This is a genomic window from Streptomyces sp. NPDC102279 (assembly GCF_044766365.1).
GTDB lineage: Bacteria > Actinomycetota > Actinomycetes > Streptomycetales > Streptomycetaceae > Streptomyces.
Genome location: NZ_JBIWLU010000006.1, coordinates 181727 through 200754 on the forward strand (window position 1 = coordinate 181727; position 19028 = coordinate 200754).

Below are 19028 nucleotides of genomic sequence, written 5' to 3' on the forward strand. Positions count from 1 at the left end.
CGGCACACCTGAATTACTGATCCGGAACAGAACGACCGAATGATCGGTCGTCCGGAATGGCACGGTTGGTGAGGGAGAAGTGGCGATGACGGACTCCACGGATCCGAAGGGCCTGCTCGACGCGGGCGAGCGGCTCGACGCGGAAGGACTGCGCTCGCTCCAGCTGGAGCGGCTGCGCGCGTCACTGCGGCACGCGTACGAGAACGTGCCCTTCTACCGGGAGTCGTTCGACAAGGCGGGCCTGCGTCCGGACGACTGCCGCTCGCTCGCCGACCTGTCCCGCTTCCCCTTCACGGTCAAGGCGGACCTGCGCGCGAACTACCCGTACGGGATGTTCGCCGTACCGCAGGACCGCGTCCGTCGCCTGCACGCGTCGAGCGGGACGACCGGACGGCCCACCGTCGTGGGGTACACGGAGAACGACCTGTCCATGTGGTCGGACATGGTGGCGCGTTCGATCCGCGCGGCGGGCGGGCGATCCGGCGACATCGTCCATATCGCCTACGGATACGGCCTGTTCACCGGCGGACTCGGCGCGCACTACGGCGCCGAGCGGCTCGGCTGCACGGTGATCCCCGCGTCCGGCGGCATGACGGCACGTCAGGTCCAGCTGATCCAGGACCTGAAGCCGCGGATCATCATGGTGACGCCGTCGTACATGCTGACCCTCCTCGACGAGTTCGAGCGGCAGGGAGTGGACCCGCGGGGCACCTCGTTGCGCGTCGGGATCTTCGGGGCCGAGCCGTGGACCGAGGAGATGCGGCGCGAGATCGAGGAACGGTTCGCGATCGACGCGGTGGACATCTACGGCCTGTCCGAGGTGATCGGTCCGGGTGTCGCCCAGGAGTGCGCGGAGACCAAGGACGGTCTGCACATCTGGGAGGACCACTTCTACCCGGAGGTCGTCGACCCGATCACCGGCGAGGTGCTCCCCGACGGCGCGGAGGGCGAGCTGGTGTTCACCTCGCTCACCAAGGAGGCCATGCCGGTGATCCGCTACCGGACGCGGGACCTGACCCGGCTCCTGCCGGGCACGGCGCGGGCCTTCCGCCGGATGGAGAAGGTCACCGGCCGCAGCGACGACATGGTGATCCTGCGCGGGGTCAACCTGTTCCCGACGCAGATCGAGGAGATCGTGCTGCGGACACCGGGGGTCGCCCCGCACTTCCAGCTCCGGCTGACCCGCGAGGGCCGCATGGACGCGCTGACCGTGCGCGCCGAGGCCCGCTCCGGCGCGACCCCCGAGCAGCGCGAGGCGGCCGCCCGGACGATCGGCAAGGGCATCAAGGACGGCATCGGCGTCTCGGCGGACGTGGAGATCGTCGAACCGGAGTCGCTGGAGCGGTCGGTGGGCAAACTGAAGCGGATCGTGGACCTGCGCCAACGCCCGTGAGAGGGCTCGGCGCGTCGGCGGACCGGTGCGGGTGAGGCCGTCCACGACGGTGCCGACCCGGCTCGCCGGTCCGCGGGGGTCCTGGCCCTGCCGGTGCGGCTCCGGAGCCGGGAAGGCTCACACGCCGGAGGCCGTGGCGCGCAGTTCCCTCACCAGGGCGCGCACGGCGGCGGACGTGGCCAGTTCCGGGGTGGTGACATAGCCGATCCGGCGGGTCGGGCGCCGGGGGCCGAGATCGGTGATCCCGACCGAGTCCGGTGCCCCGACCATGGAGAGCGCGGGCATGATCGCCATCCCGTGACCTCCGCTCACCAGGGAGAGCACCGCTCCGTCGTCCTCGGCCTCGACGGTCGCCTTCGGGATCCAGTCCTGTGCGGCCCACCAGTCGCGGGTGTACGAACCACAGTTCTCGGCCCAGTCGACCAGCGGCAGCGCGCGCGGGGAACCGTGCCCCGCGGGGTGCACCAGGGCATAGGGATCCTCGAGGAGTTCACGCGCGACCAGACCCGGTGGAAGCGGTGCGGAGCCGCCCAGCGTGGCGATGGCCATGTCGGCCTTCCCGTCGGCGACTTCGCCCGCGGTGCCGCGCCCCACCTCGCGTACGATCCGCACCCGCGGCTCGATCCCGGGGTGCCGGGCGCGGAGCCGCCGCAGGACGTCCGGGAGCAGGTGGAGTGCCGCGCTGCGGAAAGCCGCGATCCGCAGCTCGCCCTGCGCGGCGCCGGGCCGGGAGGCGTCGCGTGCCTCGACGGACAGGACGTCCAGCAGGCGCAGGACGCGCCGGGCGTGTGCGACGGCCTTCTCTCCGGCGGGGGTGGGGTGGGCTCCGGCGCGGCCGCGTTCGAAGAGGACGGCACCGATCTTGCGCTCGCTGCCGCGCACCGAGTGGGAGACCGCGGACTGGGTCATGCCCAGTGTGCCGGCGGCGGCCGAGAAGGCACCGGTGTCCGCGACCGCCACCAGGACGCGCAGTTCCTGCGGGAGGAGATCGGAGTCGGTCGTACGGGCCACGGGGCGCTCACCTCATGTATGAGAACTGCTCATGGAACGGTGCGTCGCATGAGCCCAACGGGCTGCCCGCGATGCGCATTCCCGTCCTACGGTCCGGTCATGAACGAGACCGCGCTCACCGTGCACCAGACCGCCCGCCCCCACGGCTTTCCCACCGCCGGGCACTTCGCCCTCGTCGAGTCCTCGCTCACCGACCCCGCCGCCGGCAGCGCGCTCGTGGAGAACCTCTACTGGTCCGTCGACCCCTACCACCGCGAGATGATGGACGACGTGCCCGGCGGCTTCGCGCTCGACGCACCGCTGGAGGGCCGCGCCATCGGGCGGGTGATCGCCTCGCGCACTCCTCGGCTGGCCGAGGGCGAGATCGTGTTCCACCGGCGGGGCTGGCGTACGCACGCGATGGTCACACCCGAGGAGGTACGGCGGTTGCCCCGCTTCGACGGGGTACCGCTGACCGCGTACTTGAGCACCCTGGGTGGCACCGGCCTGACCGCCTACGTCGGCCTGACCCGGATCGCGCGGCTTCGAGCAGGAGAGGACCTGTTCGTGTCCGCCGCCGCGGGCGGGGTCGGCACGGCGACCGGGCGGTTCGCCAGGTTGCTCCATGCCGGGCGGCTCGTGGGCAGCGCGGGCTCGGCGGCGAAGGCCGCCCACCTCGTGCGGGAGGTGGGCTATGACGCGGCCTTCGACTATCACGACGGGTCCGCGGCCGTCCTGCTCGCCGAGGCCGCGCCGGACGGCATCGACGTGTTCATCGACAACGTCGGCGGCGGGCAACTGGCCGCCGCTGTGGGAGCGCTGCGCACGTTCGGGCGGATCGTCCGCGTCGGCACGATCAGCCAGTACAACACCCCCGGCGCGCCGTCGCCGCGCTTCGACTACGCGGACATCGTCGAGAAGAGCATCCGCATGGAGGGCTTCCTGGTCAGCAACCACCTCGCTCTGCAGGAGGAGTTGTACGAGTTCGCCGTGCCGCACCTGCAGAGTGGCCGACTCGCGCTGGACGAGACGGTCGTCGACGGGTTCGAGCACATCGTGGACGCGTTCCTGGGCATGCTGCGCGGCGAGAACACCGGCAAGATCATCGTCCGGGACCGCTCGCAGGTCAGGATCCCCAGCGCTCGCGCAGCTCACGCTTGAGGATCTTCCCGCTGGCGTTACGGGGCAGTTCGTCCACGAAGAGGACCCGCTTGGGCGCCTTGAAGTGCGGGAGCTTCTCCCGTGCGTGGGCGATGAGTTCGGCCTCGGTGACCTCGCCGCGCGACACGACGACCGCGGTGACGGCCTCGATCCAGCGCTCGTCGGGGAGGCCGACGACCGCGACCTCGGCGACCTGCTCATGGGTGTAGAGGGCGTCCTCGACCTGGCGTGAGGCGACCAGTACGCCACCGGAGTTGATGACGTCCTTCACCCGGTCCACGACGGTGAAGTACCCGTCCGTGTCCCGCACGGCGAGGTCGCCCGAGTGGAACCAGCCGTCGCGGAACGCGTCGGCCGTCTCCTCGGGCTTGTCCCAGTAGCCGTCGCACAACTGCGGTGAGCGGTAGACGACTTCGCCCGCCGTGCCGTCGGGTACGTCCTTGCCGTTCTCGTCGACCACCCGTGCGTCCACGAAGAGGACCGGGCGTCCGCAGGAGTCCATCCGGCCCTTGTGCTCGTCGGGGGCGAGGACGGTGGCGAGGGGGCCGATCTCGCTCTGCCCGAAGCAGTTGTAGAAGGCCAGCTTCGGCAGCCGCTCGCGCAGCCGCTCCAGGACGGGCACCGGCATGATCGAGGCGCCGTAGTACGCCTTGCGCAGTCCGCTCAGGTCGCGGTCGGCGAAGTCGGGGCGGTTGGCCAGGCCGATCCACACGGTGGGCGGCGCGAACAGGCTGTCCGCGCGGCCCGCCTCGATCAGGTCGAAGAGCTGCCCGGCGTCCGGCGCGTCGAGGATGGTGTTCGTCGCGCCGATCGCGAGGTACGGCAGCAGGAACACGTGCATCTGCGCCGAGTGGTAGAGCGGCAGCGAGTGGACGGGGAGGTCTCCGGCGCTCAGATCGAGAGCCGTGATCGCGCTCAGGTACTCGTGGACGAGGGCCCGGTGCGTCATCATCGCGCCCTTGGGCAGGGCGGTGGTGCCCGAGGTGTAGAGCAGCTGCACGAGCGTGTCGCCGCGCGGCTCGTCCCCGTCGTACGGGAGGGCCGTGTCCAGGCGGGCGAGAAGCGAGTCGTCGGCGTCGCGCAGCGGCAGGGTCCGCACACCGTCGGGGAGCCGCCCGGCGAGGTCGGGGTCGGTCAGCACGAGGCTGCTGCCCGACTGACCGACGATGTACGCGAGGTCGTCGCCGGTCAGGTTCTGGTTCACCGGCACGTGCACGAGGCCGGCGCGGGCACAGGCGAGGAAGCCGATGAGGTAGGCGTCCGAGTTGTGGCCGTAGGCACCGACCCGGTCGCCGGGGACCAGCCCCTCGCCGAGCAGCACGGTCGCCGCGCGGGAGACGGCCTCGTCGAGTTCCGCGTACGTCCAGGAGCGCTCGCGGTAGTCGACCGCGCGCCGCGCCGGAGTCCGCCGGGCACTGCGCCGCAGCACCCCGTCAACCGTACTGCCGTGTCCAGGCGTCATGACACGTGATCCTCGATCCACACAACGAGGAGGTCAAGTACCACAGCGCCCCGAGCGGACTGTTCGTCCCGGACCCCCTCAGGGGCCGGACGGCCTTGTCGAACTCTCCGAGTGGGTGCGCGGCGTCCGGATCCCCGGGCGCCGCGCACGGCCGAGGGCCGTGCCCCGTTCACACCACCCGGGTCCGCCCCTCCCAGTACGGGTCCCTCAGGCGTCGTTTGTAGAGTTTTCCGTTGGGGTCGCGGGGCATCGTTTCGACGAAGTCGACGCTCTTGGGGCGCTTGTAGCCGGCCAGCAGGGTCGCGCAGTGGGCGAGGACGGCCTCGGCGAGAGCGGGGCCGGGTTCGTGGCCGGGGGCGGGTTCGACCACGGCCTTGACCTCCTCGCCCCATTCGTCGTGCGGAATGCCGAAGGCCGCGGCGTCGGCCACCGCGGGGTGGGTGAGCAGCGCGGACTCGATCTCGGCCGGGTAGATGTTCACGCCGCCCGAGATGATCATGTCGATCTTGCGGTCGCGCAGGAAGAGATAGCCGTCCTCGTCCAGGTAACCCAGGTCGCCGACGGTGAAGAAGTCGCCGATCCGGTTCTTCCGCGTCTTGCTCTCGTCCTTGTGATAGGTGAACCCGCCGGTGCTCATCTTCAGGTAGACGGTGCCGAGTTCACCGGGCGGCAGCCGGTCTCCGGCGTCGTCGAAGACGGCGAGTTCGCTGATGGGCCAGGCCTTGCCGACGGTGCCGGGCTTCTTCAGCCAGTCCTCGGCGGTCGCGAAGGCCCCGCCGCCCTCGCTGGCCGCGTAGTACTCCTCGACGCTGTGGCCCCACCACTCGATCATGGCGCGCTTCACATGGTCGGGACAGGGGGCCGCGCCGTGGATGGCGTGCCGCATGGAGGAGACGTCGTAGCGTGCCCGCACCCCCTCGGGCAGGGCCAGCAGCCGGTGGAACTGGGTCGGCACCATGTGGGTGTGGGTGCACCGGTGCGCGTCGATGACCCGGAGCATCTCCTCGGGCGTCCACTTGTCCATCAGGACCAGCCGGTGGCCGATGTGCAGGGACGCGCCCGCGAACTGGAGCACCGCGGTGTGGTAGAGCGGCGAGCAGACGAGGTGCACGTTGTCGTCGAAGGGGCGGATGCCGAAGATGGCCAGGAATCCGCCGAGGTACGACTCCTCGGGGAGCTTGCCGGGCAGCGGGCGCCGGATGCCGCGCGGACGGCCGGTGGTTCCTGAGGTGTAGTTCATGACCCAGCCGAGGGTGCGGTCGGCGGGCACCGACTCCGGCTGCCCGTCGAGGAGTTCGGCGTAGGGGCGGAAGCCGTCGATCGCGCCGACGGCGTAGCGCCGGTCGCCGGGCAGCTTCGCCTCGTCGGCCGCGTGCCGGGCCGCGTCGGCGAACCGCTCATGGGCGATGAGGACCTTGGCACCGGAGTCGGAGACGATCCAGGCGATCTCCGGGCCGACGAGGTGATGGTTCACGGGGACGAGGTAGAGGCCGGCCTGCGAGGCCGCCAGGTAGGCGACGAGGAACTCGACGCCGTTCGGGAGCACGACCGCGAACGCGTCGCCGCGGGAGAGGCCCGCCGCGCGCAGTGCGTGGACGAGCCGGTTGGAGGCGGCGTGCAGACGTCCCGCGGTCCACTCCTCGCCCGCGGGGGTGACGAGGACGACGCGGTCGGGGTCGGCCGCGGCCTGGGCCCAGAAGCCGTTCGGGGCGGTGCTCATGCGTGGTCCTCCCTGCCGGCGATGCGGTTGACGCGGTCCACGGCGCGCTCGAAGCCTCGGGTCAGGTCGTCGAAGACCTCCTGGACGGCGCGTTCGCTGTTCATGCGGCCGACGATCTGCCCGACCGGCGTGCCGAGCAGTGGCTCCACCTCGTACTTCTGGATGCGGGAGACGGCGTCGGCGACCAGGAGTCCCTGGAGCGGCATGGGCAGGGTTCCGGGACCGTTCGGGTCGTCCCAGGCGTCGGTCCACTCGGTGCGGAGCTGGCGCGCGGGCTTGCCGGTCAGGGCCCGCGAGCGCACGGTGTCCCCGGATCCGGCGGCCAGGAGCTTGCGGGTGACGCCGGGCGCGTGCAGGTCGGCCTCGGTGACCGTCAGCCAGATCGAGCCGAGCCACACGCCCTGGGCACCGAGGCTGAACGCGGCGGCGACCTGCTGTCCGCTGCCGATGCCGCCGGCGGCGAGGACGGGCAACGGGTCGACGGCGTCGACGACTTCGGGGGTGAGGACCATCGAGGCGATCTCCCCGGTGTGGCCGCCCGCCTCGTAGCCCTGCGCGACGACGATGTCGATGCCCGCCTCGGCGTGCTTGCGGGCGTGCCGGGCGCTGCCGGCGAGGGCCGCGACCAGCACTCCCTGGGCGTGCGCGCGCTCGATGACGTCGGCGGGCGGTGAACCGAGCGCGTTGGCGAGCAGTGTGATCGGGTGCTCGAAGGCGACGTCGAGCTGACCTCGGGCGACCTCTTCCATCCAGCCGGTGATGCGCCAGCCGGACGCCTCGCCCTCGGCGAGTTCGGGCACGCCGTACTTCGCGAGGGTGTCCCTGACGTACTGGCGGTGTCCCTCGGGAATCATCGCCTCGACCTCGGCCTCACTGACCCCTTCGACCTTCTTCGCGGGCATGACGACGTCGAGTCCGTAGGGCCTGCCCTCGATGTGCGCCTCGATCCAGTCGAGGTCGCGTTCGAGTTCGTCGGGGGCGGTGTAGCGGACCGCTCCGAGCACGCCGAGTCCACCGGCACGGCTGATGGCCGCGGCGACGGCGGGAAACGGCGTGAAGCCGAAGATGGCGTGCTCGACTCCCAGTCTCTTGCTCAGCTCCGTCTGCATGGCCGCAGGATGCCGCAGACCTCCGGACGAGGGAAGGCCTTTTCTGATGCTCCGTCAGATTTCTGGACACCCGCGCGTTCGCCGCGGAGGGGTTGACACGCCCACGCCTGACGGGAAACTTTCACCCGGCACGGTAGATCAGAAAGATACTTTCAGGTGGCCCGAGCGGGAGGATCCCCGATGACCGAAGGCGCGAAGGACGGAACGGCGGAGGAGCGGTACAGAACCGGCGGCGGACTGACGCGTCGTCAATGGGGCGCGGGTGTACTGGCGGTGGGCGGCTCGCTGGCTCTCGGCCCGTTCCCGGCAGGGCCTGCCGCGGCCGCGGCGGCGGACGGCCGGCGGACCCTGCGGCACGGAACACCGGAACAGGCCGGCCTGCTCGGCGGACCCCTGCGTCAACTGGTCACGGACGCCGAGGCGTTCCTCGGGCCCTCACCCCGGCACCCCTGGTACGCCGGTGCCGTCCTGCTCGCCGGACGGGGTTCCACCGTGGCCCTGCACCAGCCGATCGGCAAAGCCGTGCGATACGCGGGCTACGACGAGAGCACCGACTCGGGCGTGGAGTTCCCGGCCGACGAGCAGATCGCGGCGACACGCGACACGGTCTACGATCTCGCGTCGGTCTCGAAGCTCTTCACCTCGATCCTCGCCGTGCAGCAGATCGAGCGGGGCACCCTGGAACTGGAGGCCACCGTCGCCTCGTACCTCCCGGAGTTCGCGGGCGGCGGCAAGCAGGGTGTGACGATCCGTCAACTACTGACGCACACCTCGGGGTTCCGTTCCTGGATCCCTCTCTACAACGCGCCGACCCGGGAGGGGAAGCTCCAACTCGTCTGGGACGAGAAGCTCCTCAACCCGCCCGGCGCCGCCTACCTCTACTCCGACCTGAACCTCATCTCGCTCCAACTGGTCCTGGAGAAGCTCACCGGCCGGACCCTCGACGTGCTGCTGCGCGACGAGATCACCGGCCCGCTCGGCATGGACCGCACCCGCTACAACCCGCCCGCCTCCTGGAAACCCCGGATCGCGGCCACCGAGGACGCCCGGCTGCCCTGGTCGGGACTGGACCGCGGACTGGTGTGGGGCGAGGTCCACGACGAGAACGCGTACTCCCTAGGCGGGGTCGCCGGTCACGCCGGTGTCTTCTCCTGCGCCTGGGACCTGGCGGTCCTCGGCCGGACGCTGCTCAACGGCGGCGCCTACGGCAGGGCCCGCATCCTGCGACCGGAGACGGTGGACCTGATGTTCACCGACTTCAACACCGCCTTCCCGGGCGACGAGCACGGCCTGGGCTTCGAGCTCTACCAGCACTGGTACATGGGCGCGATGGCGACGCCGCGCACGGCGGGCCACACCGGTTTCACGGGCACCTCGATCGTCCTCGACCCGACGACCGACTCGTTCCTGATCGTGCTCGGCAACTCCGTCCATCCCGTGCGCACATGGCGATCCGGCTCCGCTCCCCGGGTCGCCGCGGGCACCGACATGGCGCGCGCCGTCCCGGTGCGTCCCGCGTCCGGCCGTACGTCCTGGTTCGCCGGGACCGCGAGCGGCACGACGGCGACCCTGACGCTGCCCCCGCTCGACACCGGCGCCGGTTCCCCGCGCCTCGGCTGCGCCCTGTGGTGGGACACGGAGCCCGGGTCGGACCTGCTCGTCCTCGAAGCGTCCACCGACGGCGGCGCGAGCTTCACGCCCGTCCCCTTCACGACCCGGCGCGGGTCCGAGGACCCGCAGGAGCATCCGGACGGCACGGCCACCGGCTGGTCGGGGCGGGTCTGGCACCGGCTCGGAGCGGACCTGCCGGCCGACCGGGCGCTCACGCTGCGCTGGAGGTACACGACGGACACGCTGTACGTCGGCCGGGGCGCGTACGTCGACGCCCTGCGGGTCAGCTCGGGCGGGCGCGTCGTCTTCGACGAGGGACGCCCCGCCGACGCCGCACGGATCACGCCGACGGGCTGGGTGCCGTCCCGGGACTGACGCCACGCCCCACCGCTCGAAGCCGGTTCCGTCCCCGCCCCGCCTGTGGAAGGGACGAGGACGGAACCGGTGCGCCGTCTAGCCGGCCGCGCCCAGAGCGTCCAGCACGGCCTTCGCGGCGTTGTGGCCCGGTACCCCGCTCACCCCGCCGCCCCGCACGGCACCCGCCCCGCACAGCATCACGTTGGCGTGCCGCGTCTCGACGCCCCAACGGCCGGTGCCCTCCTGCACGTAGGGGAAGGCGAGGTCACGGTGGAAGATGTTGCCGCCCGGCAGCCGCAGGTCGCGCTCCAGGTCCAGCGGGGTCTTCGCCTCGATGCACGGCCTGCCGTCCGCGTCGGTGGCCAGGCAGTCCGCGAGCGGCTCGGCGAGGTGCGCCTCCAACTGCGCCAGCGTCGACTTCAGCAGCTCGTCCCGCACGCCGTCGTTGTCGCGCTCGAAGAGCCGGGCCGGCGTGTGGAGTCCGAAGAGCGTGAGCGTCTGGTACCCCTGCTCGGCCAGGTCCTGGCCGAGGATGCTGGGGTCGGTGAGCGAGTGGCAGTAGATCTCCGAGGGCGGCGCGGCGGGCAGTTCCCCGGACGCGGCCTGCGCGTGCGCGGCGGCGAGCTGCTCGTACCCCTCGGCGATGTGGAAGGTCCCGGAGAACGCCTCGCGCGGGTCGACGGAGGTGTCGCGCAGCCGCGGCAGCCGCTTCAGCAGCATGTTCACCTTGAGCTGCGCCCCCTCGGCGGGGGCCGGCGGCTCGTCCCCGGTGAGCCGTGCGAGTTCCTGCGGTGAGGCGTTGACCAGCACGTGGCGGGCCGCGACGACGCCCTCGCCGTCGGCCGTGCGGTAGGTGATCTCGGCGGACTCGCCGTCGGTGTCGATGCGGAGCACCTCGTGCCCGGTGGCGATCACCGCGCCGGCACCGCGGGCGGCGCCGGCGATCGCGTCGGTGAGCGCACCCATGCCCCCGACGGGCACGTCCCAGGCGCCGGTGCCGCCGCCGATCACGTGGTAGAGGAAGCAGCGGTTCTGGCGCAGGGACGGATCGTGGGCGTCGGCGAAGGTGCCGATGAGCGCGTCGGTCAGGACGACGCCACGGACGAGGTCGTCGGTGAAGTACTCCTCGACGGCCGCGCCGACGGGCTCCTCGAACAGGATCCGCCAGGCCTCCTCGTCGTCGACGCGCGCCCGCAACTCCTCGCGGGTGGGCAGGGGTTCGGTGAGGGTGGGGAACACGTTCCGGGCGACGCGTCCGGTCAGCGCGTAGAAGCGCTGCCACGCCTCGTACTCGCGGTCCGAACCGGTCAGCCGCGCGAACGCCTCGCGGGTACGGCGCTCGCCCCCGCCGACGAGCAGCCCCGTGGGCCGTCCGTCCCGCTCGACGGGCGTGTACGAGGAGACCGTGCGGCCTCGGACGCGGAAGTCGAGGCCGAGGTCCCGCACGATCTTCCGTGGCAGCAGGCTCACCAGGTACGAGTAGCGCGACAGGCGCGCGTCGACCCCGGCGAACGGCCGGGTGGACACGGCGGCGCCGCCGGTGGTCCCCAGCCGCTCCAGCACCAGCACGGACTGTCCGGCCCGGGCCAGGTAGGCGGCGGCGACGAGTCCGTTGTGGCCCCCGCCGACGATCACGGCGTCGTATCCCTCGTGTGCAGGCATGGTTCTTCGTAGCACGTGATGATCTACGTCGGCCAGGGGTGCGCGGCAGGCGGCGGGCGGCCGGACGAGCGGGCGCCGGCCCTCCCAGGGTCCTTTCCCGCAGGTCAGGACCCGGACCCGGCCCCGGGCTGTCGGCGAAGACCCCGCTAGCGTCCTCCGGCGGCCCGCTGCTGCCGCAGCACGGCCACTCTCCGGTACAGCTCCACGGCCTCCTGGCGGTGGCCCAACTGCTCCAGGCAGTGCGCCTCGTCGTTGCGGCTGGCCAGGGTGTCGGGGTGGTCGGCGCCCAGCACCTGCTCGCGGGCGGTCGCCACGCGGCGGTACTCGGTGAGGGCGTCGGCCCAGCGGCCGAGCCAGCCGAGGCCGACGGCGACCTCACGGCGGCTGACGAGGGTGTCGGGGTGGTCTCCGCCGAGGACGCGCTCGCGCAGCGCGCACACGTCACGGGACTCGGCGAGCGCCTCTTCCCAGCGCGCCATGCGGCCGAGGTTCACCCCGAGGCCGTGGCGGGCGCGCAGGGTCTCGGGGTGGGCGGGGCCGTGCGCCCGGGTGCGGTCGTCGACGAGCGCTCTGTACAGGTCCAGGGCCTGCGCGCTGCGGCCGAGCCGGCCAAGGCTGATACCCACCTCGTAGCGGGCGGCGAGGGTGTCCGGGTGGTCGGGGCCGAGCGCCCGGGAGCGCGTCTCGGCGACCTCCCGGTAGGTCTGCAGCGCCTCGGTCCAACGCCCCAACTGGCCTAGTGCGTAACCGACTTCGAAGCGCGTGACGAGGGTGTCGGGGTGCGCCGCGCCGAGCACCCGGCCACGGGCGGCGGCGACCTCGCTCGCCATGCGGTACGAGTCCTCCAGGCGTCCGAGCCGGCTGAGGTTGAAGGCGAGGTTGTGGCGGCAGCGCAGGGTGTCCGGATGGTCGGTGCCCATGACGCGTTCCCGGGCCGCGAGTACCGACGTGTACGCCTGGTGGGCCTCGAAGTGGCGGCCCAACTGGCCGAGTACATAGGCCATTTCCTGCCGGGCGGCGAGGGTGTCGGGGTGTTCGGCGCCGAGCACGCGCTCGCGGGACTGCGCGACCCCGGCGTACTCGCCCAGTGCCTCGGCGGGGCGGCCGGTGCGGCTGAGGGTGAAGCCGACCTCGTAGCGGCTGGTGAGCGTGTCGGGGTGGTCGGGTCCGAGGAGGTGTTCGCGTTCGGCGGCGACGGAGCGGTGGGCCTCGCCCGCCTCGGTCCACCGGCCGAGCCGTCCGAGGCTCAGTCCGGCGTCGTGCCGTCCGGCGAGCGCGGTGAGCGACTCCGTCGACGGTGCGGGTCGTTCGGGGGCGGACCGCTGGGGTGTCACGGTGGTGGAGGGGCGGGCGATCCACTCGCCGGTGAGTCCGGCCGAGGGGTCCGGTGGTGTGGTGCGCAGTCCCGCGCCGGTGGCCTTGTGGCCGGTCGTCATGCCCTGGGTCCAGGAGGGCAGACGCGACGCTCGGGCGGACTGCTCCGGACCCGACGGGGTGACGGACCGGAGCGACCGGTGCGCGGAGGAGGACTGCCCGATGGCGGGGGTGACGACCGTCGGCACGTACAGGGGTGTGCCGCGTCCGGCGTCGATGCGGTGGGCGAGCTCGCGGGCGTCCTGGGGCCGCCGCTCGGGCTCCTTGGCGAGCAGGTCGAGGATGATCCGCTCCAGGTACTCGGGCAGTTCGGCGCGGTGGCGGCGGGGCGGCTCGGGCACGGTGTCGCGGTGCCCGACGAGGACGGACCAGGCGTCTTCGAGGTCGAACGGCGGTGCCCCGGTGGCTATCTCGTAGAGCACGCAGCCGAACGAGTAGAGGTCGCTGCGCTCGTCGACCTCCGAACCGCTGATCTGTTCCGGTGACATGTAGTGCGGGGTACCCATCGCGATGCCGGTGCCGGTGAGCCGTGAGGTGAACCCGATGTCGTGCCCGAGCCGGGCGATGCCGAAGTCGCAGATCTTCACGGTGCCGTCGTTCAGCCGCATGATGTTCGCCGGCTTCAGGTCCCGGTGCACGATGCCCTGACGGTGGGTGTAGTCGAGCGCGGCGGTCACCTGTCCGGCGATGTCGATCACCTGGTCGACGGCGAGCGGGCGGTGGTCGTTCTCCTCCAGGGCCTGGCCGAGGTTGAGTCCCTCCAGCAGTTCCATCACCAGATACAGCAGGCCGTCGGCCTCGCCGAAGTCGTGGACCACGGTCACCCCGCGGTGCTGGAGGGCGGCCGCCACCCGGGCCTCGCGCCGGAACCGCTCCCGCAGAACGCCGGTGAAGGCCTGGTCGTGGTGCGGGCCGAGCGGTTTGAGGCACTTGACGGCCACGTGGCGCCCCAGCGACTCGTCGCGCGCCCGCCACACCTCGCCCATGCCGCCGCGCCCGATGAGATCCAGCAGCCGGTACCGGCCCTGGATCAGCCTGCTCTCCGCCATCGCGTGTGATCGCCCCCGTCACTGCTCAACCTCGGGCCCTCCCCCGGGCCCCGTCCAGTATGGCGAGCCGTCAACCGACTTTGTACGGCGCCGGGCGGGACCCGGGGCCGAGCCGTGACACGGCCGAGAGAATGTGCTTGGGCGGGAGTTGCCAGCGAAGCGTCGCGGGCACGAGGCGCAGCGTGGTGCCCGTGGTGCGCAGACTCCGGCTCACCGCGGCGGGCGGAGGGGCCGGCCGGCCGTACAGCGCGTGGGCGTACGGCGGCAGAGCCGCGTACGCGAGGCGGGCCACGCGCCGCCACAGCAGGGCGCGCGCCGGTACGAGCAGCGGGTGGACGGGGGGACACACGAGGAATTCGTCCACGTCACGGGCCTCGGCGCCGGCGGCCAGTTCCGGGCGCGTCTTGTCGAAGTAGGCGGCCAGTTCGGCCTGGTCCGCCGGCACTCCGGCGGGGTCGAGTCCGACGAGGCGGGCGCCGACCCGGTTCTCCGCGACGTACCGGTCGGCCTGCGCGTCCGTGAGGCGGAACCCTGAGCGGCGCAGTACGTGGAGGTAGGAGTCGATCTCCGCGCAGTGCACCCACAGCAGCAACTCCGGCTCGTCGACCCGGTACGGCTCACCGGTGTCCGGGTCGGTGACGGTGAGCCTGCGGTGGATCCCGCGCACTCGGGCGCCGGCCTGCTCGGCGGCGGCGGTCGTGCCGTACGTGGTCGTTCCGACGAAGTGGGCGGTGCGCATCAGGCGGCCCCAGGCGTCGCGCCGGAAGTCCGAGTTCTGGAAGACCCCCCGTACGGCTCGGGGGTGCAGCGCCTGGAGGTAGAGCGCGCGGATCCCGGCGACCCACATCATGGGATCGCCGTGCATCTGCCAGGTGACCGAGCCGGGTCCGAAGAGGCCGGGGTCACCGCGTCCGTCGTGCTCCATCCGATCAGTGTGACCAGGATCGATGGATGGCACCAGCCAACGTCAGTGATCTGCGCTGATGTCTGCGACGGCTCACGGCACCTGCCGTGAGCCGTCCGGACCGCGTCGTCGGTGGCGTTCGCCCTCAGGCGGGGTTCACCGGCGCGGGTCCCTGCCGCGGGAGGCCCGACGGGATGTCTCGCGGGTCGGCGGGGCGAGGGACGTAGACCGGCGAGTCCGATTGGTAGAAGAGATCGATGTCGGCCTCTTCACCGCCGACGATCAGGGTGTCCCACGCGCCGCTCTCCCGGAGCGTGCGCAGCGTGGCGGGCTCCAACGCCGAGAGATGGCTTCGCAGTTCCTCATCGGTGGGCATGCCTGGCAGACGCGACGCGAGCCGCTCACGTATCCCGCTCATTCGCTCCAACAGGGCGTCGAGGTGGGTCTGCCCGAACGTGGGATCCTCGCCGGGCACCGGTTCCATGCTCTGGGCGATGATGTCCTTGATGGCACGGGTGGCGCCCTGTTCGTCGGTGGTGACCATGGCGTTCCAGGCGCGGCTCTTGTGCCGGTACTGAAGCATGGACATCGCCGCCTCGTGCCGGATGAAATCGGCGTCACGCAGCGGCCTTCCCTGCCATGCGCGGCTGAGGGAGCGGGCGAGCGAAGTGGCGGAGGCCAGACCGCTGTTGAGGCCCCGGCCCGGCCAGAAGTGGATGGCGTTGGCGGCGTCGCCGAGCAGGAAGCCGAACGTGCCGGGGCTCGTCGAGGTCGGCCGGCTGAGCTGCGCCGTGAACCGTGGGCGTTGCACCATGTCCAGCCGGAACGACGTGACCGCGGTGAGATCGTTCTCGGCCATGCCGTACAGCTTCAGGCCCTCCCGGATCCGCTTCCACAGCGGCGAGCTGCGCAGCAGGGCGGGCAGGAAGAGGGTTCCGTGCGAGGGACAGCGGAACTCGTTGTCCTCTTCGCGGCTCATGACGCAGGGGCGAGCGGCGATGCACTCCTCGAACACCTGGCGGACCGGGTCGATGCCGACGACGTTCTTGGCCTCTTCGCGGGTGAGGCGCATGTTCAGGAAACCCTCGCCGCGCAGCGAGTTGAGAAGGAATCTGTTCTGCGACACGGTCAGCAGGACGCTCATCGGGTCGGAGAGCGGGGACTTCACCCGCAGCCCCAGCACCACGTCCTGCAGGTGGTCGCCTTCGAGGGAATAGATCGAGGCGTCGGCCGCGCCGAAGCGGTCGCTGTAGTGCTCCCGGGTGCGGGACCGTCCGCCCTCGCAGACCACCAGGACGTGTTCCTGCGCGAGCCGGCCCTGGTGCTCCGAGGGGTCGAACCGTTGCGGTATCAGCCGGATCGCGGTTCTCTTGTTCGCCAGTTCCAGCAGGCGGTCCTCGATGTAGGCGATCCGGATGTTGCGGGGAGGCCGGCCCTCCACGGAGTCCGGTCCGACGGGCCACATCTCCGCGTACTCACCCGAGTCGAACAACGCCGACTGCATCGCGTCATGCAGGGCGAGGTACTGCCGGCTCTGGATGGTCACGACCTGTTGCCGACGGGTGTTTCCGTGGGTCTCGTCCTTCCAGACCACAGTGGCGCCGTTCTTGATCCACCGACCTTCGTAGATCTTGATGGCGACGCGCCCGCGCAGCATGTTCTCCAGCAGCAGCGCGAAGGCGAGGCCGACCGGGCCTCCGCCGGCGATCGTGACGCGGAGCAGACCGGGATCCTCGGATGCCTTTGTCCGGGGCATGTCGAGGAGGGAAAGGTCCATGACCGTCTCCATGGCGTCCTGCGACTCGAAGAGGAAGGTCTCGTCACCGATCCGAACGCAGTCGTTGGCACGCAGTACATGCCGTGTGATGCGCTGGTCGTTGACGAAGGTGCCGTTCCGGCTGCGGTCGTACAGGACGAAGCCGGCATCCTCCTCGACGATTTCGGCATGCAGACGGGAGGCGCTGGCACTGACGATCACGACGCCGTTGTCGCTCTTGCGGCCGAACGTCAGTGGAGCGGCGCTCAGGACCACGCTCTGACCGGTGAAGGGACCCGTCTGCCCGACGATGACCGATGGCACTCGTACTCCTTGTGGACGACACTCAACAGAAAAGGGAGGCCGCGGGACGCGGCTGACCCGGCATGCGGACGGAGCTGTCGCTCACGTGGGGGCGGGGGCCCCGATCGGTTCGACCCTTCCGAAGGGGACTTCCCCGTGCCTGGTGGCGGGCCGAACCCTTGTCCTGGTCGACCGGTGCCGGGCATGGCCGCCAGTGGCGGATGACGGACGGCGCGGTCCCGGTCCCGCGCCCGGCGCCGAACCGGCCGGGCGGCCGCGTGCCGGAACCCGGTCACGCGGCCCGAACCGTCAGCGACCGGACCTCGCGCCTCCGGTCATCCCTTCTCGCATGTCAACGACAGGGGAACCGTGTTGGACCGGCCCTGAAGAGGGGCATTGAGCTCCACTCCGATGTCGCTCTGGAACGTTCCGGCCTTCGACCATGTGGTCAGGCTGACCGAGACCGACTTGGTCAGACTTCCGCCGTTCGGGAACGACAGCGTCCTCCACTGCTCATCGGTGACCGAGCCGTCCTTGGACACCCACCGGTAGGAGAACTGCGCCGGGAGCCGGTCCACCGAGAACGTCGCCGTGAAGGTGGGCGCCTCCCCGCTCGGAGGCGGGCATGGTCCCGAGTACGTCGTCTGTGAACCCGTCACCTTCATGCGCACCCCCTCGGACGGTGAGGTGTCCTGGTCGTCATCCCCTGCGCCGGGCGCCGTGGCGTCCTCGGCTTTGCGAGAGGCGTCCTTCGCATCCGGAGAGGACGAACCGTCGGCCGCGTTCTGCTGCCTTCCGTCGTTGTCCCCGTCCCCGTCGTTCATCAGGGCATAGCCCGTTCCGGCCAGCGCCAGAGCGCACAGTGCCCCGCCCACAGCCACGAGGGCGGTGCTGCGGCGGTTGCGCCGCGAGGGGCTCGGGGCGGGGGGCGGCGCGGGATGGGTGGGCGGCGGTTGCGCCGAGGGATGAGCGGCGGCCGGCTGTGCCGAGAGCTGCGTGGCGGCTTGCTGTGTCGAGGCATACGCGGCTGCGGGCTGCGTCTCGGTTCGGCGCGGGGATACCTGCGTCGTGTGCTGCGTCTCGGTTCGGGCCGGGGCCGGCTGCGTCGTGTGCTGCGTCTCCGCCTCGGCGGGGGCCGACCGCGTCGTGTGCTGCGTCCCCGCCTCGGCCGGGGATGCCTGCGTCGTGTGCCGCGTCTCCGCCTCGGCAGGGGATGCCTGCGTCGTGAACTGCGTCTCGGGCTCTTCCACGGCGGTCGGTGAATGGGGAGCCGGTTGCACGGTTCCCGTGTCGGGGGCGCTCCCCTCGCTGACCAACCGCAGCTCGCGCGCGGCCTCTTCGGCGCCCAGGCGTTCGGCGGGATCCTTGCGCAGCAGTCCTTCGATGACCGGGGTGAGGGCCCCGGCCCGGCGGGCAGGCGGCAACTCGGCGTCCACGATCGCCCGCAGGGTACTGAGCGGGGTGTTCTGACGGAAGGGTGAACCTCCCTCGACCGCCGCATACAGCAGGACACCGAGCGACCACAGGTCCGACGCGAATCCGGGCTGCTTGCCCAACGCGCGCTCAGGGGCCAGGAATTCGGGCGAGCCGACCACCTCACCGGTCATGGTGAGCGCCGTACTGCCCTCGACCACGGCGATGCCGAAATCGGTGAGTACCACCCGACCGTCCTTGGCGATCAGCACATTGGCCGGCTTGACGTCACGGTGCAGCACGCCGACCTCGTCGGCGGCGCGGAGAGCCGCGAGCACCTCACCGCCGATGGAGGCGGCGCGCTGCGCGGTGAGCGGGCCCTCGGCCCTGAGCAGGTCGGCCAGCGACTGACCTCGTACCAGCTCCATGACGATCCAAGGGTGCCCCTCTTCCATGGCCACGTCGTGGACAGTCACCACGTTCCGGTGCGACACCCGTGCCGCGGCCCACGCCTCACGCTCCAGCCGCGTGTACATCCGCTCGATGGCGGACGCGGCCAGCCCGGCAGGCGCCCGGACCTCCTTGATCGCGACCTCGCGCTGCAGTACCTGGTCGCGGGCCCGCCACACGGTACCCATGCCGCCTTCACCCAGGGGCGAGAGCAGAGCGTAGCGGCCGGCGATCACGCGCGCGTGGCCCGACCCCTCGGCCACGGTGTCCTCACTGGTCATCGGGGCAATTCTTCCTTTCCTCATGCAAGCGAC

The 19028-nt window shown here is 71.5% G+C and carries 12 protein-coding genes; 3 read left to right on the top strand and 9 right to left on the bottom strand.

Annotated features, from left to right (window positions below):
- Positions 1–85: 85 nt before the first annotated feature.
- Positions 86–1393 (top strand): phenylacetate--CoA ligase PaaK, encoded by a 1308-nt coding sequence (gene paaK / locus ACIRQH_RS16385; protein WP_404226341.1) that lies wholly within the window; start codon positions 86–88, stop codon positions 1391–1393.
- Positions 1394–1510: 117 nt separating this feature from the next.
- On the opposite strand, the gene ACIRQH_RS16390 is transcribed toward paaK, so the two are convergent.
- Positions 1511–2404 carry a LysR family transcriptional regulator gene (locus tag ACIRQH_RS16390; RefSeq protein ID WP_404226343.1) on the bottom strand — a complete coding sequence of 298 codons (894 nt, stop codon included), beginning with the start codon at positions 2402–2404 and terminating at the stop codon, positions 1511–1513.
- Positions 2405–2503: 99 nt separating this feature from the next.
- On the opposite strand from ACIRQH_RS16390, the gene ACIRQH_RS16395 reads away from it, so the two are divergent.
- On the top strand, positions 2504–3544 hold the full coding sequence (locus ACIRQH_RS16395) for a zinc-binding dehydrogenase (RefSeq protein ID WP_404226345.1): 1041 nt from the start codon (positions 2504–2506) through the stop codon (positions 3542–3544).
- Here ACIRQH_RS16395 and ACIRQH_RS16400 read toward each other — a convergent pair.
- The 3 genes from ACIRQH_RS16400 to ACIRQH_RS16410 all read right to left on the bottom strand — a co-directional run bounded on the left by ACIRQH_RS16400 (position 3510) and on the right by ACIRQH_RS16410 (position 7835).
- The gene (locus ACIRQH_RS16400; RefSeq protein ID WP_388872953.1) at positions 3510–5006 is read right to left on the bottom strand and encodes an acyl-CoA synthetase; all 1497 of its coding nucleotides are present in this window, start codon (positions 5004–5006) and stop codon (positions 3510–3512) included. The two genes, ACIRQH_RS16395 and ACIRQH_RS16400, sit on opposite strands and share 35 nt — an antisense overlap.
- Positions 5007–5175: 169 nt before the next feature.
- Entirely contained in the window at positions 5176–6726 is a 1551-nt protein-coding gene (locus ACIRQH_RS16405; protein ID WP_388872956.1) for an acyl-CoA synthetase, read from the bottom strand.
- A complete protein-coding gene (locus ACIRQH_RS16410; RefSeq protein WP_388872959.1) occupies positions 6723–7835 on the bottom strand; it encodes an NAD(P)H-dependent flavin oxidoreductase in 1113 nt (370 codons plus the stop codon). The genes ACIRQH_RS16405 and ACIRQH_RS16410 overlap by 4 nt, the downstream gene beginning before the upstream one ends.
- 180 nt (positions 7836–8015) lie before the next feature.
- On the opposite strand from ACIRQH_RS16410, the gene ACIRQH_RS16415 reads away from it, so the two are divergent.
- Entirely contained in the window at positions 8016–9821 is a 1806-nt protein-coding gene (locus ACIRQH_RS16415) for a serine hydrolase (RefSeq protein WP_404226348.1), read from the top strand.
- 78 nt (positions 9822–9899) lie between these two features.
- Here ACIRQH_RS16415 and ACIRQH_RS16420 read toward each other — a convergent pair whose 3' ends face one another.
- From ACIRQH_RS16420 to ACIRQH_RS16440, 5 genes are all read right to left on the bottom strand, one after another.
- The gene (locus ACIRQH_RS16420; RefSeq protein ID WP_358818658.1) at positions 9900–11465 is read right to left on the bottom strand and encodes an NAD(P)/FAD-dependent oxidoreductase; all 1566 of its coding nucleotides are present in this window, start codon (positions 11463–11465) and stop codon (positions 9900–9902) included.
- 146 nt (positions 11466–11611) lie between these two features.
- Positions 11612–13888 (bottom strand): tetratricopeptide repeat protein, encoded by a 2277-nt coding sequence (locus ACIRQH_RS16425; protein ID WP_388872965.1) that lies wholly within the window; start codon positions 13886–13888, stop codon positions 11612–11614.
- Between the two features lie 70 nt (positions 13889–13958).
- Entirely contained in the window at positions 13959–14813 is an 855-nt protein-coding gene (locus tag ACIRQH_RS16430; RefSeq protein WP_388933519.1) for an oxygenase MpaB family protein, read from the bottom strand.
- Positions 14814–14937: 124 nt separating this feature from the next.
- Complete coding sequence (locus tag ACIRQH_RS16435; RefSeq protein WP_404226351.1) at positions 14938–16872, bottom strand: FHA domain-containing protein; 1935 nt, start codon at positions 16870–16872, stop codon at positions 14938–14940.
- 314 nt (positions 16873–17186) lie between these two features.
- The gene (locus ACIRQH_RS16440; RefSeq protein ID WP_404226353.1) at positions 17187–18995 is read right to left on the bottom strand and encodes a protein kinase; all 1809 of its coding nucleotides are present in this window, start codon (positions 18993–18995) and stop codon (positions 17187–17189) included.
- Between the last annotated feature and the right edge of the window lie 33 nt (positions 18996–19028).

Coding starts and splice junctions, on each gene's coding strand:
- ACIRQH_RS16440 (WP_404226353.1), bottom strand. CDS start 18,995: ATGACCAGTGAGGACACCGTGGCCGAGGGGTCGGGCCACGCGCGCGTG.
- ACIRQH_RS16395 (WP_404226345.1), top strand. CDS start 2,504: ATGAACGAGACCGCGCTCACCGTGCACCAGACCGCCCGCCCCCACGGC.
- paaK (WP_404226341.1), top strand. CDS start 86: ATGACGGACTCCACGGATCCGAAGGGCCTGCTCGACGCGGGCGAGCGG.
- ACIRQH_RS16420 (WP_358818658.1), bottom strand. CDS start 11,465: ATGCCTGCACACGAGGGATACGACGCCGTGATCGTCGGCGGGGGCCAC.
- ACIRQH_RS16430 (WP_388933519.1), bottom strand. CDS start 14,813: ATGGAGCACGACGGACGCGGTGACCCCGGCCTCTTCGGACCCGGCTCG.
- ACIRQH_RS16405 (WP_388872956.1), bottom strand. CDS start 6,726: ATGAGCACCGCCCCGAACGGCTTCTGGGCCCAGGCCGCGGCCGACCCC.
- ACIRQH_RS16400 (WP_388872953.1), bottom strand. CDS start 5,006: ATGACGCCTGGACACGGCAGTACGGTTGACGGGGTGCTGCGGCGCAGT.
- ACIRQH_RS16415 (WP_404226348.1), top strand. CDS start 8,016: ATGACCGAAGGCGCGAAGGACGGAACGGCGGAGGAGCGGTACAGAACC.
- ACIRQH_RS16410 (WP_388872959.1), bottom strand. CDS start 7,835: ATGCAGACGGAGCTGAGCAAGAGACTGGGAGTCGAGCACGCCATCTTC.
- ACIRQH_RS16425 (WP_388872965.1), bottom strand. CDS start 13,888: ATGGCGGAGAGCAGGCTGATCCAGGGCCGGTACCGGCTGCTGGATCTC.